Origin of the sequence: Dendronalium phyllosphericum CENA369 (assembly GCF_016056275.1) — a bacterium.
Classification (GTDB): domain Bacteria; phylum Cyanobacteriota; class Cyanobacteriia; order Cyanobacteriales; family Nostocaceae; genus Dendronalium; species Dendronalium phyllosphericum.
Genome location: NZ_JAECZA010000215.1, coordinates 1 through 14,649, shown reverse-complemented (window position 1 = coordinate 14,649; position 14,649 = coordinate 1). Strand labels below are relative to the sequence as shown.

Annotated in this window: 9 protein-coding genes; 6 read left to right on the top strand and 3 right to left on the bottom strand. The window is 38.6% G+C overall.

Annotated elements, in window-relative coordinates; genetic code table 11:
• Positions 1–9 precede the first annotated feature (9 nt).
• From I8752_RS23805 to I8752_RS23780, 6 genes are all read left to right on the top strand, one after another.
• The gene (locus tag I8752_RS23805; protein WP_214434724.1) at positions 10–867 is read left to right on the top strand and encodes a 3'(2'),5'-bisphosphate nucleotidase CysQ family protein; all 858 of its coding nucleotides are present in this window, start codon (positions 10–12) and stop codon (positions 865–867) included.
• A 483-nt stretch (positions 868–1,350) separates the two neighbouring features.
• Positions 1,351–1,656: an RNA recognition motif domain-containing protein gene (locus I8752_RS23800; protein WP_214434723.1), complete on the top strand. Its 306-nt coding sequence runs from the start codon at positions 1,351–1,353 to the stop codon at positions 1,654–1,656.
• 122 nt (positions 1,657–1,778) lie between these two features.
• Positions 1,779–1,973: a 30S ribosomal protein S21 gene (rpsU, locus tag I8752_RS23795; protein ID WP_214434722.1), complete on the top strand. Its 195-nt coding sequence runs from the start codon at positions 1,779–1,781 to the stop codon at positions 1,971–1,973.
• Positions 1,974–2,220: 247 nt separating this feature from the next.
• Positions 2,221–2,982, top strand: coding sequence for a hypothetical protein (locus I8752_RS23790; protein ID WP_214434738.1), 762 nt, complete (start codon positions 2,221–2,223; stop codon positions 2,980–2,982).
• Positions 2,983–4,437: 1,455 nt separating this feature from the next.
• Positions 4,438–5,406: a terpene synthase family protein gene (locus I8752_RS23785; protein WP_214434721.1), complete on the top strand. Its 969-nt coding sequence runs from the start codon at positions 4,438–4,440 to the stop codon at positions 5,404–5,406.
• A 142-nt stretch (positions 5,407–5,548) separates the two neighbouring features.
• Positions 5,549–6,943: a cytochrome P450 gene (locus tag I8752_RS23780; RefSeq protein WP_214434720.1), complete on the top strand. Its 1,395-nt coding sequence runs from the start codon at positions 5,549–5,551 to the stop codon at positions 6,941–6,943.
• Positions 6,944–6,956: 13 nt separating this feature from the next.
• On the opposite strand, the gene I8752_RS23775 is transcribed toward I8752_RS23780, so the two are convergent.
• The 3 genes from I8752_RS23775 to I8752_RS23765 all read right to left on the bottom strand — a co-directional run bounded on the left by I8752_RS23775 (position 6,957) and on the right by I8752_RS23765 (position 14,421).
• Positions 6,957–12,569: an ATP-binding sensor histidine kinase gene (locus I8752_RS23775; RefSeq protein WP_214434719.1), complete on the bottom strand. Its 5,613-nt coding sequence runs from the start codon at positions 12,567–12,569 to the stop codon at positions 6,957–6,959.
• 407 nt (positions 12,570–12,976) lie between these two features.
• Entirely contained in the window at positions 12,977–13,864 is an 888-nt protein-coding gene (locus tag I8752_RS23770) for a hypothetical protein (RefSeq protein WP_214434718.1), read from the bottom strand.
• A 47-nt stretch (positions 13,865–13,911) separates the two neighbouring features.
• Positions 13,912–14,421: a hypothetical protein gene (locus tag I8752_RS23765; RefSeq protein WP_214434717.1), complete on the bottom strand. Its 510-nt coding sequence runs from the start codon at positions 14,419–14,421 to the stop codon at positions 13,912–13,914.
• Between the last annotated feature and the right edge of the window lie 228 nt (positions 14,422–14,649).

Genomic DNA, 14,649 nt, shown 5'->3' with positions numbered 1-14,649 from the left:
GCTATATTAATGAAAGACTTACAAGAAATATTAGCGATCGCGCGGCAAGTGGCTTGGGGTGCAGCAGATATACTTAAGTCGTACTACCACGGAACTGCAAAAGACCCTAACCTCAATGTCCAATATCAACAAAATGAGCCTGTTACTGTTGCGGATGTAGCTGTGAGTCAATACATTTTAGAAGAGCTACAAGCAGCTTTAGGTAATGAAGATTTTGGCTATATCAGCGAAGAAACCTACAAATCGCGTCGGGATACACAACCCGATAACCCTCCTTGGGTGTGGATTATTGACCCTTTAGATGGTACGCGAGATTTTATCGACAAAACCGGAGATTATGCAGTTCACATTGCTTTAGTACAAGAAACACGCCCAGTCTTAGCAGTGGTAGCAGTGCCGGAAGCAGAAAAGTTGTACTACGCCACCAAGGGCGGAGGTACATTTGTGGAAACTCATAACGGATCTATTCCCTTACAACTTTCGTCAAACAAACAAGTCAAGGATTTAATTGTAGTTGTTAGTCGTTCTCACCGCAACGAACGGCTAAATCACTTACTAAAAAACTTGCCTTGTCAAAATCAAAAAGCTGTCGGTAGTGTGGGTTGCAAAATTGCCGCTATTCTCGAACAACAGGCGGATGTTTATATTTCTCTTTCTAACAAGACTGCTCCTAAAGATTGGGATATAGCTGCCCCTGAATTAATTTTGACAGAAGCTGGCGGAAAGTTTACCCACTTCGACGGTACTTTTTTGCAGTACAACACAGGTGATATTAGTCAATGGGGTGGTTTGCTTGCTAGTAACAGTCAGTATCACGAAGTATTATGTAAGGAAGCAGAAAAGGTGTTGGCAGAATTAAGTAACTGAAGGCTAGTACAAAACTACCGCGTCAATAAACTGTCCATTCAAATCGATGAAAACTGCGGTAGAAAAATTGCGAATTGCAAGTTCCTAATTATGCGTAACAGTATTCAGAAATTTGTGTATCAATCATTTGCATGGTAACAGTCCATATGTGATAAAATTGTATCAACAATAAAAAAATCCTGAAATTTTACTTTCTGGTTGACTTTCAAGGTCAAAACTTTTAGGTAATGGCTAGTTGCTACTAACTTGCATTTCAACAGTGCAATATGTATGACATTCGGTAACATAAGCCATGAGTTAGCAGATTTGAAAATCTGCTCTAAAAGTCTTATCTTTGAAAGCTGTTGCGTGTGAGAAGATATTATAGGGCTGTGCTATACTGTTAGATATAAAGATTATTTTCGGTTGAGTTACTCATTTTGGTTTCTAAAAAGCGTCTCTCCGAATTTAACTCTCTTCAATCTCTCAATTCGGAGACATTTTATGTCAATTTACATCGGAAATTTATCCTATCAGGTCACTGAAGAGGACCTGAAGAGGGCTTTCGCTGAGTATGGAACAGTTAATAGGGTTCAGCTACCTACCGACCGTGAGACCGGTCGTCCGCGTGGGTTTGCTTTTGTAGAAATGGAAACAGAAGCTCAAGAAACTGCTGCCATTGAAGCACTTGATGGTGCTGAGTGGATGGGACGCGATTTGAAAGTGAACAAAGCTAAACCTCGTGAAGAAAGAAGCTCTCCTCGTGGTAGCTGGGGTGGTAACAGTGGCCGTGGCAATCGCCGCTACTAAGTTTTAATTTGATAATTTAACATCTAGAGTCTCCAGCAGATAAAGCCAAAGGCTCGGTTCTGCTGGAATATTTTATTTTGTCTCTAGTCTTCAACTATTCATCCATATGGGGAGGAATGAGAATGACACAAGTAGTTTTGGGGGAGAATGAAGGTATTGAGTCAGCTTTGCGAAGATTTAAGCGAGAAGTTTCTAAAGCCGGAATTTTCCAAGATATGAGGAAAAAGCGTCACTTCGAGACACCATTAGAAAAAGAGAAACGTAAAGCAGTTGCAAGGCACAAGCAAAGTCGTAGGAATCGTTCTCTCTACAGATAACACCTCCTTTGCTAGTCTCTAAGTAATTAGGCAAATACAAATCAAGTGAATGTTCGTAGTAGGGCTATTATGAAAAGATAGGCCTACTGCGAAATGCGTGTTTAAGCTTATAAATATAAAAATACATACTGTTTTCTGAAGTTTTTCTTGCAGAATTCAAAGCAATATAGATATATCTTCTTGTATACTCACAAAGTATTGTAAATGCTGCTTGTCTACAAGCTCTGGCTCTGGATTTTCTAAGAAAATGTTGCGCGTTTATCATCTTTTAGTTGGTGCTGTTCTACTGCTTTTAATACCATTGGGAGTGAAATTTGTTCTTCCCTACTTTTCTACTACGAAAGTACAAAAACCTCATTCAGTAAAAACGGCGACTCCAAGTGTTTCTCCTCAAACTACTCCTTCAATAACTCCCAATCAGATAGAGGAAAATATTTGGAAGAAAATCTTAGGTGAGATTACTGTTCCCAGTGGTTGGCAAGTTGCTCCTTGTCCGGGAAATGCGCCTTTATTGTGTGTTTCCTCAAAAGGAGAAATTTTAGGTACGGTTGAAATCGGGATTTATCCAGTAAAAAACAATCCAGATTTCCAAAAGAATCTCGCAGTTGCTGGCATTCCACTCAGTTCCAACGTGGACTACCAAAGTCCCAAATACCAAACCCAAGTATCACAAGCACTCAGAGCTTGGGTTGCAAATTTATACGCTACTTTAGCTAAAGACCGTCAAAGTAGCTATGGAAACAAAATTGTTTTTTCAGCTTACCCACCGCAACAGTCATCAGTGGGTAAGCTTCAAGGAATAAGCTACGGGTTTATAGGACTTAAACTTGAAGGTGGAGTACAAGAGCAACACATTGGTCGTGTTGCTTTTGATGGTACTAAGCTTTACGTCATTAATACAGCTTTCGATCCAAGTTCTGTAACGGGTAAGTTCGAGAAACTAGAAAATTTGGCAATTTTCCAACCTTACTTATCTGCGATCGCTGCAAATTTGAACTTGCCTATTTAGTTAGCATACCAGTTCGCTGGCATCATTCAATCTCCAGGCTGAGTCTGGCGATCGCTTTGTAGTGGCTGAGTTCAATTCTGGATTTGAAATCATTAGTCTCTACTAAAAGGTTATTTTATGCAGATCCTTTACTCTCAAAGCTGAAAATTTTTACTTTTCCTTTAAAATTATTGACCTATTACACCAACTCTTTATAATTTGTCATCGACAATTATGCTCAGTTTGAGAGCAATATTTTAAATATTACATGATTGTATTATTTATTACTTTAGGTATAATTTGCCATTTCATCTGCTATTAGATATAAAAGTCTTTATGCCATAGGATAGAAGCTAAAATTGTCAGCCTCTTTTTTGGTATTCTAGGTTAGAAAAGATACTTTATTGTCCTATTTATGTCATAGTTTGATGACATAACTGTATGAATACTTAGCTAAATAGCTGTTTATAATACCGACAATACTATTTCACAATCTGATTTGAAAAATTGATTAAACCTTTTCCTAATGGCGCGCCAAGGGAACTTTGTATAATGACAAACTGGGGAGAAAATGAGAGTTACTATAATTACTTCTTCCCTTCCCCCCTGCTTGTCCTCACTTGGTAGTTTTGGGTTAGTAGACTACTAGTTTGTTTAAAACTAATATAACTAATTAGTTTTTAAGCGATAAATAGACAGTAAAAATGCCGAAATATATTTATCAACTCTCTTAAAGAACGTCATATTTACAACACTATATATATTTTTTTTTATTTTGTATAAAACTTAGAGAAAATTACGGTTATATTTTTTTTATAAACAATGATAAAAAATACTTAAGCAGGTTAAGTTGTGTTATCCAAACGTAACTTAATGCTATATCAGACTACATCGCACATATAGCAACCCTCTTTGAGTTGTGAAAATACTTTTTTGAAAAATACGCGTAGCGGCTTGCCGCAGGTTGCTTAAAATAATACAAAAAGCGCGAAAAGAATGAAGAAAAGATTTCACAAATCATTCAGGATTAGTGCTATGACAGTCAATGTGAGTTTTATTCCCTATTAAAGTGTAGTGCAAGGTCGATTTTTGTCCAAATTGAAGCACTCAAGTATAAGGCGCTGAAACGTTGAAATAAGTAGAGTTCCCTCAAGCGCCATTCATCAAATTTTGGTAACACAAAAGTATAGTTCCCCTACCAAGAGCAGCTGTTTATCTGCATTGCTCTTGGGCAAAGAGTTTTGCCGTCTTAAACACAAATATCCAAATAGAGTTCAGTTTCAGTCTCAGTTCAATAGCTGTAACCTTATGCCATAGCTAAAACCTAGATATGGTGTTAATAAGATTTCAATTAGGAATTAAAATTCTTAATCATCCCATTATCTAGAAATAGCAGATAAGAGACTAACGTTACTATCTGCTAAAAATTATGCAAACACAAATTGATTCTGTTTTTCTGTAAAGAATGGAGTTTTTATGAACAAGTTAATTGTACCGGATTTATATTGCCCATTTCCGTCAAAAACTAATAAGCATGTCGATGTTTTGGAAAAACATGCTTTGGAATGGGTACTTCAATTTAAACTCCTACCAAATAACTCGGCTTATCAGGAATTATCTGATGCAAAAAGTTTTTTACTAACTGCAAGTGCTTACCCATACTGCAAGTTTCAATATCTTGAAATTGCCAATGATTTCATGAATTGGATAATCATATGGGATGAAGTATCTGGTCTTTTAGATAAAGGACAACAAGTAGAAACAATCAAAACTTTGCATAAAAGATTTATTGAAATCTTGCAAGGTTCAGAACTAATAGATACAGATATACCCCTTAGTTTTGCTTTAAGTGATTTACGACAGCGGATGCTTGAAGTAACAAGCGTAAAATGGTTTTCGTATTTCGTTCGTTCTTTTGATGAATATATCGATGGGTGTGTACAGGAATCAATTAACTGGGTACAGGAAATTGTGCCAGATATTGAAACTTACACAACTCTACGTCAAGCAACTGGAGTTATGGAACCACTCATGGATTTAATTGAGTTTTGTGATAATTTAATGCTTCCAGATTTTTTGCGAGAAAATGACATAATACAAAAATTAAGAATGATGACGAATAAGATTATTTGCTTATGCAATGATATATTTTCCGTAGCTAAGGAAATGGCAGTTGGTGACTTCCATAATTTCATCTTCGTACTACATTACCAACAACAAATCTCGCTTGAAGAAGCAATTAAGTGTGTTGCTGATATGCACGATCGAGAAGTAAAAGCCATGATTGATTTAGAAGCTTCTATTCCATCTTTTGGAGAAGAATTAGATGTAGAAATTGCTAAATATATATCAGGATTGCATACTTGGATACGTGGTCATCTCGATTGGTACTCTCACTCTGGGCGCTATCAAAATGTTACTAGACTAGAATCTGTGAAATATTAATAACATATACAACTCTCAAATCTAAAATTTCACAAAATTTGCTCAAAGTTTAAGATCGATTTGCATTTGTACCACGAGCAAATTGGTATTAATCCAGGTAGAAAGATTGAGACACTTAGACAAGTTCAGGAGAAAAAATTAGATGCAATTACCTAATCCTCTGAAAACACCCTCTTGGCTCCAAAAGCTCCAGTGGGTTACTGACCCTGTTAGCTTTATGGAAAGAGCAGCACGACAATATCCCGATATTTTCACTGCTGAATTAGTTGGTTTTGGAAACACCGTGGTATTTGTAAACCATCCTCTAGCAATTCAGCAAATTTTTAACAACGATCGCAAGACATTTGCAGCTCCGGGCGAGTTTAACAAGACTTTGGAACCCTTGCTAGGAAATTCTTCAATATTAATGTTGGATGGAGATAACCACAAACGTCGCAGACAACTCTTGATGCCTTCCTTGCATGGAGACCGAATGCGATTCTACGGTCAGCTAATATATGATTTGACCAAAAAAATCTTGAATCAAGTACCAATTAACAAAACTTTTTTGGCCCGTAACATCACGCAGGAGATTTCCTTACAAGTCATCATACAGGTTGTATTTGGTTTACAACAAGGAGAACGATACCAACAAATCCAACGTCTAATACCAGCAATGATGTCTGAGTTGTTTGCATCTCCACTTAATTCGAGCTTTCTCTTATTACCTTTCTTACAAAAGAATTTAGGAGCTTTGACACCTTGGGGAAGGTTTTTGCGCCAACGACAGCAAATTGCTCAATTACTCTACGCTGAAATTGCTGAACGCCGACAACAAGATGATGCAGATCGCACTGATATCCTCTCGTTACTTATGTTGGCTCGAGATGAAGCAGGCGAATCAATGACCGATCGAGAATTGCAAGATGAATTAATGAGCGTGATAGTTGCCGGACATGAAACAACTGCAACCGCAATAGCTTGGGGATTGTATTGGATTCATCGCCAACCGGAAGTTTATGAAAAACTGCTACAAGAGCTGGATACGCTTGGTGATTCTCCAGATCCTATGAATATTTTCCGACTGCCTTATCTTTCAGCTATCTGTAATGAAATCTTGCGGATTAATCCCGTAGCAATATTTTCGTTACCGAGGGTAGTGCAAGAACCTGTTAAATTACTGGGACATGCATTAGAACCAGGTACGGTACTCCTTAACTGTATATATCTCACTCATCAACGAGAGGATTTGTATCCCCAAGCCAAGCAGTTTAAACCAGAACGCTTTCTAGAACGCCAATTTTCTCCTTATGAATTTATGCCTTTTGGGGGTGGTGTCCGAGTCTGTATTGGTCAAGCTTTAGCTTTGTTTGAAATGAAACTGGTATTAGCAACCATCCTGTTGAACTATAAACTTTCGCTAGCCGATCTGCGACAAGAGCGGACTCAGCGTAAAGGCGTTGTACTTGGGCCTGCAAAAGGAGTCAAGATGTTAATTAAAGAGCGGTATGTGCATCCAAAGTCTCCAATGACCATAGCAACTACATCCGCATCTTAGTCCAGCAATCTGATTATTTGAGTGGTATTTCAATCACAAACTCAGTTCCCTTTCCTGGCGTGGAATTACAAATTAACTGACCCTTGTGTTTATCTACTACAACTTGATAACTAATCGATAATCCCAAACCTGTACCACTTCCAATCGGTTTAGTGGTAAAAAATGGATCAAAAATTTTCTGCTGGACTGTTTGTTTCATACCATAACCATTATCAGCAATCTTAACCCTCACTATATGGTTGTCTGCTAGTTGAGTACAAATAGAAATTGTGGGGTTATCAGTTGTTTTTCCATTAACCTTTGATAATTGACAACTGACAATTGACTCTTCCAAAGCATCAATGGCATTACTGATGATATTCATAAACACTTGATTGAGCTGACCAGCGTAGCAATTGACTGACGGTAGTTGCTCATATTGTTTAATGACCTCTATTTCCGAGCGATCGCTTTTTTCCTTGAGTCGATGCTGCAAAATCATTAAGGTGTTATCTATGCCCTCATGAATATCTACAGGCTTCATTTCCGATTCATCCAAACGGGAGAAATTCCGCAATCCTAGAACAATATTCCGGATACGCGAACTCCCGACCTTCATAGAATCAAGAATTTTGGGCAAGTCTTCTGTCAGGAAGTCCAGATCGATCTCTGAAGCTTTATCCTCAATTACATCTGAAGAATTGGGATATTCCTGTTGATAGATAGCGATCAAATCTAGCAAATCTTGTACATACTCACCAGCATGAGTAATGTTGCCATGAATAAAATTTATCGGATTATTGATTTCATGGGCAATTCCCGCTACCATTTCCCCCAAGGAAGACATTTTTTCGCTTTGAATTAATTGGGTTTGAGTACTTTGTAATTCTGAGAGTGCTTGTTCTAAGCGGTGATTTTTGTCGTTAAGTTCCGTTGTTCTCTGGGTTACTTTCTCTTCTAATGTATGGTTATATTCTTCTAAGTGTTGATTCGCTTGGGCTAAATTATTATAGAGAATCGCATTTTCTAGAGAAATTGCAGCTTGGGTGGTGAGCAGTTTGAGGACTTCAACGCGATCGCGTGTAAACGCCACTGTCGTCAGATTATTTTCCAGGTAAAGAATGCCCAGCAATTTACCTTGATTGATAATTGGGATACATAATAGACTCTTTGGTTGCTCGCGGATAATATAGCGATCGCTGGCTAGGAAATCCACAGCTTTGACATCATCAACGACAAAAATTTCCTTGGTACGTTTGACGTAGTTAATTAAAGCGATGGGTACATCGCAACTAGACTCTAGATGAGTTGATGGAAATTCTGTGGAGATGCAGTTCAAAGTTGAATTGGAACTAACTGCGGTGACAGTTAAGCCCAAATGAGCGCCTTCACTTAAAATTAGCGCGGACTTCGATGCGCCGGCGTTCTCCATCACCACTGCCATTAAGGTGGAAAGTAATTGCTCTAACTCTATCTCTCCAGATAATGCTTGCGAGGCTTTCATCACAGATGCTAAATCTAGCATCTGCGAGATGCTGGTGTTAGAGCTGATGACTGTTTCGTGAGTACTTAGGGTAGATAAAGAAATGCTCAGGTTACTAGTGCTATTTTCACTTGCTTGGAGTTTTAGTTTTTCTTGCTGGAGTATGGGGGCAAGTAATTTAGGATAACGTTTTGCTAAATCTTCAACTTTGGCTTTTGCTCCCCAGCGACTGTAACAATAATAAGCATCAGTTAGATAAGTTTGAGCAATCTTATGTTTGTCCCATTCTAGATAGAACCTCGCTGCAAGTTCGTTAGCGAGAGCTTCTTCATTGATATACTCATTTTCTTTAGCAAGAGAAATGGCGCGATCGTAATAATCCATTGCTTCGAGGTATTGACTAAGCACCCGATACCGTTCTGCCTCTACTAAATAGAACTTGTGTAAATAATTCATCGGGGCATGATGCGCCCATTTCTGCATCTTTTCCTGATTTGTTAGTACTTTATTGAGAATGCACTGTTGCTCAGAGTTAGATATATCAGAATAAACTGCTAGTCTAGCTAGTGAATCATAGAAATAGAAAAGAGAAAAAACGTGATTTCCTAATCCACCATCTAAATAATTTTCAGCTAGCTGGGAATTTTCAATTGCTTGAGGAAGTTCCCAAAATAAATAAGACAGATATAGTTTGTTAAAATATAGATATAACAGTCCTGTTCTATCATTAGCTTGATACTGAATTGGCAGCATTTTCTCCTCATTGTAAGCTTCACCATTCATACAAGAAGGGTTTTCTGTAACTTTTAGCAAGTTCAAGCAACTTTGCCAATAAATAGTATGCCAATTAAATATTTTTTCTTGCTTTATTTGGGAAAGTGCATTACTGTGGCTCACCATTTCCGATTCCAGTTCTGTCAATTCTCTACCAATAAAATATGAAGAGTAGGAATGAGTGTACAAACAAAAGCTTGCATATTCCAAATCTCCCGTTTGTAATCCGATTGAGTAACCTTCGAGTAAAGGATTTAATATTTTATTGTTATGCTCTTTCCAAGGACTGATAGCCCCATAATATAGCTCCATCATCTTGGCTTTCAGTTCTTTCGCATTGAACTTATCTGTTACATTTAAAGCTAAGTTCCCAAATTTGTATCCAAGCTCAATATCTCCCACTATTCCACAAAGCATTAATCCATAAAGAACATAAGCATAAGCAGATAAAGGAGTATTGCCATATTTGAGAGATAATTCAATTTGTTTAATGACAATTAATGGAAAAAGTTGAGGCACAGCTTGATAGACTAAAGTACAAAGACTTGATAAGATAGAAATCGTTGCTAATGGTTGCGCTTCTATCATCTCTGGTAAGTCAATTAAGTCTTCAATAGGCTTTCCATTTAGGCTTAATGAAATCTCTGCCATTGCTAGCTGAACATCAGATGGGGTAGGATTATCTGGAAATTCAATTCCTAATAACTTCAAAAAGGCTAGCGCAGTATTGACACCCTCTAATGCTTTGTTACGTACCCCATCAGCGAGAATTTTGACTTCATAAACTTTCACTTTTTCCAACAGTGTTTGAGCTTTTTGTAGTGCTACCTCTACTAATTGCTCCATCTGCTCGAAGTCGCCAGCTAAGTATGCGGACTCTGCTGCTGTTTCATACAAAGCTAAGGTTAATTCGTATTTTGTCTCCCAAGTATCACTCGCAAGTAATTGAATTCCAGTTGTTAAATACTTGAGTGCAGATGGATAAGCTGTTGATGCTAAAGCTTTACGTCCAGCAGTCAAATTCATCTGGGCTAACTGTTCGCGATCGCTTTGCACGTTAATTAATGGTATTGCTATATTAAACTGATTTACCAGTTCAAAAATCTTGTCTTCTCTTTGTGAAACTGGGGTATTATTCAACAGTAATTGCCCAATTTTGAGATGAATTGCCTGTTTTTGTTGTTTGGGAATTAGAGAATAAGCAGCTTGCTGTACTCTGTCATGGATAAATTTATATTTAAATGTTTGATAATGATTATGGCTAGAGTCTTCGCCTTCTATACTGATGATTTGGTCATTGCTATTTTGTTCGACTAACTTGTACGCCTCAGTTTGTGGTAAAATTAGTCCTTCTAGTAATGCGGGCCAGAAGTCTGAGGCTGTATCTACAGCAGATTGCTCGTGTACAATAGCAAGAGTTTTTAAGTCAAATTGGTTGCCCACGCAAGCTGCTAGCTGAAGAACTTGCTGAGTTTGTTTTGGCAACTTCAAAAGTTGAATTGTCATAAATTCAACCACATCATCTGTAAGAGCTAATGCCTGGATTTTTGCCAGTTCATACTGCCAATAACCTAAATTAAAATTAAATTCAATTAGTCCATCTTTATGCAAAGCCTTGAGGAATTCATTAGAGAAGAAAGGGTTGCCTTTGGTTTTGGCATATACCATCTGCGTGAAGGCGATCGCAATTTGTTCTGGGCACTTCAAAGTATCAGCAATCAAACGGTTTAGATCGCTCTGTGTTAAGGGTGTTAGGGTGATAGTACTAATGCTGGCTCCAGTTTTTTGAATCTCCTTGAGCGTTAAATCGAGTGGATGTGCCTTTGTCACTTCATTGTCTCGATACGCACCAATTAGCAGGAAACCTCCTTCAGTGCCGCTTGTTTTCTCTGTTTCACCTATCAGCCCAGAAGATTTAGTTTGACTTATTAATAATTGAATTAATTTTAAAGAAGCTGTATCTGCCCATTGCAAGTCATCGAGAAATATCACCAAGGGATATTTTGTAGCAGTGAAGACATGAATAAATCTTTGCAACAATAAATTGAAACGATTTTCGGCAGCGCTTCCCGAAAGTTCTGTCACTTTTAGTTGTTTGCCAATAATCAATTCGAGTTCGGGAATCACATCAACAATTACCTGACTTTGTTCGCCCAATGCTGCAAGAATGTTGGTTTTCCACTGTTGAATTTGAGTATCTGTTTCTAACAGTATTTGCCCAATTAAATCTCGAAAAGCTTGCACTAATGCTGATAAGGGAATATCGCGTTGAAATTGGTCGAATTTCCCTTTAACGAAATAACCACGCTGCCGGACGATAGGTTTGTGAACTTCGTTGACTACTGCTGTTTTACCAATACCAGAAAAACCTGCCACTAAGATAATTTCTGTTGTGCCTTTACTAACGCGTTCAAAAGCTGCAAGTAGTTTTTCTACTTCTTTTTGGCGACCATAGAGTTTTTCGGGGATGAGGAAACGATCTGATATGTCCCGTATTCCTAACTCGAAGGGTACTATCTTTTCTGTCTGTTGCCATTGGTTTCGACACTGTTCTAGGTCATACCTCAGTCCATAAGCACTCTGATAGCGGTCTTCGGCATTTTTTGCCATCAGTTTGTGAACGATTAAAGACACTATCGGCGGAATGTTGGAATTGACTTGGCTAACTGTAGGTGGTTGTTTGGCAATATGGCAGTACACTAACTCCATCGGATCTGTGGGTGTGAAGGGTAAATGTCCGGTGAGGAGTTCAAAAAATGTCACACCCAAAGAATAAAAGTCACTACGGTAGTCGATACCTCGGTTCATCCGTCCCGTTTGTTCGGGGGATATATAAGCTAGCGTCCCTTCTAATACGTTGGGGTTGGTAAGACATTGAATTTCTCGCGGTAACAGGCTGGCAATACTGAAGTCAATCAGTCTAACTTCCGAAGTGCTGGGGTTGATGAGAATATTGGCAGGTTTAACGTCTTTGTGGATGATGCGATCGCGATGCAATTGCTCTAGAGTAGATGCTATTGTTATGGCAATGTGGAAAAACTCTCTCAAGGACAGACCATTTCCTTGTTTGCCCTTGTTCGCCTGTCCCCAATCTTTCAGCGATATGCCCCCAAAATCCTCCATCACTAGGCCATAACCGTTACGGTAGTTCTCTAAGCCTAGGGGTTTGACTATTCCCGGATTATCTAGGTTTTTGGTAATAGTATACTGATTGCGAAACTGTGCGATTTCATTGAAAGTGGGATATTCGTTTCGCATCAATTTAACAATTACATTTTTTTGGTCGTGTTCTCTGATGCCTCGATAAACTAGGGTTTTGCTGCCCGAGTAAATCTGCTCGGTAATGCGATATCCGGGAATGGTAAATATTGTATCGGATAATACTAACATTGCAGCTTTTCTCACAGGATGTTTTTCTGCTTTAGTATTCCCTGATACTGTGTATGAGTATCATCTGATATTAGATAAAAATAAGTTTTTATCAAAAACAATTGTTAAGAAAATATTAGCTCCGCTTCTAAGTTAAGTTTAAACTTCGGATAAAAGTCAGTTTTCCAATTTTATTTGAAATATAACCGTCGCCAGTAGTGTTAGGACATCAATAGACGATCGAACCTAGACACAAAAAGACTTTTCACCCAGTCTCCAGCTATATTTTCACTGATGGGTAATAGTTATTGAAGAAGCAGGCAGAAGATCGCGTCAGAAGTAACCAACTTCTAACTTTTGACTTCTCACTCTCAAATTACTTGCTAATAACTACTTGCTCCATTAACTATTACCCATTAGCCGTTGTCTTAAATTTCAGCTACTGCTCTTTCTATTAAGCGACGTGCCAAAGTTTGCGTACCTGTGTGTTCGTAGTAATTTGTGGACACATCTAAAAAGGCTGCTAAGTAGTCCAATTTGTCATCAGCAATTTCGACAAATCCTTGCAAGTGGTGAACAACCTTTTGTGGAGTTAAATTGTTGCCGCTAACTAGTCCACTCATCCAACCTTTAACTGAATCAAAGCTTTCGCCGATGAAGTTGAGTTTACTACTAGCATTGCTACCAGGAATCGTATCTTTGATGCCTTGGAAAGTAGAGTTTTGTTCTAACTCTTGTGGGTTTGTCTGATTCAATGCAGATATGGCTTTGCTGATAAAATCCGGGCCTAGAGGTATCAAACCATCAATGCAAACTAATGCAACCATCCGCATCAGTGACTCGCCACTATACTCACCTAAAGATGCAACAAAATCTCCAATGCTGTCTCCAGGAATGCCGTTAATTTGGCAGAAGGCAACTAATTCCGCAACCAACTTCAGTGACAAATCAATGGTTTGAGCTTTGTCAGCTTTGGGAGTAACGGAGTTCAAAAAACCCAATAAGGGTATTTTCTCACCAACTTTATTAGCTAATGCTGCTGCACCAAGAGCTTTATCTGTGTTGTCAACAGTTTGATACAGCCACAAAGCCGTTTGATATCCTTGAGAGCGATCGTTGTAAAGATAAATCGCTCGTTCGCCAATTTGCTGAATCAAATCTTCGTCGGTTTCGCCGGTGACGGTCTTAATGGTATTGACAAAGCCAACAGTATTTTGCCACTGACCAGGAGCGACAAAATCGAGAGCATTCAACACAGAAACAGTCAAGCCGCCGGTTGGGAGTCGATCGACCAACTCAAAAATCGGTTTGCTCACAAAAATCTCCTCATTATGATTTTACGATCTAATATCAACAGTGCGGCTTATTTGAGTCTAGCCAGACCAGCAAGATTAAATTTTTCCAGCCAAGCTGCGCGATCGCTCGCTGTAAAAGAAGCATCGCGAGAAAGGGCTTTGACTTGGTACTTACCCACTAAAATTGCAGTTTGTGTATTGCCTACTTCTACCGCTGGATAACCGCCAATTTTTTTGGTGCTTTTTGAGAATTTTGCTGCTGCTGATGGTGTGCTAGTGGTGTCAGAAATAGATAGTAGAGCTACATCTTTACCAGCTTTTTTCAACTTTGCTTCTGCAAAACCTTTTTTCTCTTGGGTATAGACACGTTGATAGCCAGCTTGTGGAGATGGGAAGAATTTATTAAATTCCCCACCTTTGGTGGCATTTTTGGCAACTGCTTGACCGCGTTTTTGTTGACTACTTTCCTTTTGTACTTGGTCAAAACGTCCGGGTGCTTTTGGAGTACAGGCTGTGGTCAGTAGTAACACTGACAGCAACAAAACAGCTAAAATCCTACGACCACGGGTGAAAGTCATCTTTGGTCTCTCCTTATGCTTGAGCTTTGAGGCAATTATCTGCGCTTGTCGGAGATTTAACAAATAAAATTTACTTTTTGATCATTATTTAGTAAGTGCTGAGTGCTGAGTGCTGAGTTAGGAGTCAGTTGTCAGTTGTCAGTTGTCGTAGAGACGCGATTAATCCTTGTCTGTACAAGAGTTAGTTGTTATTCTTACCTCCCCAGCTCCCCCTACTCCCCCTACTCC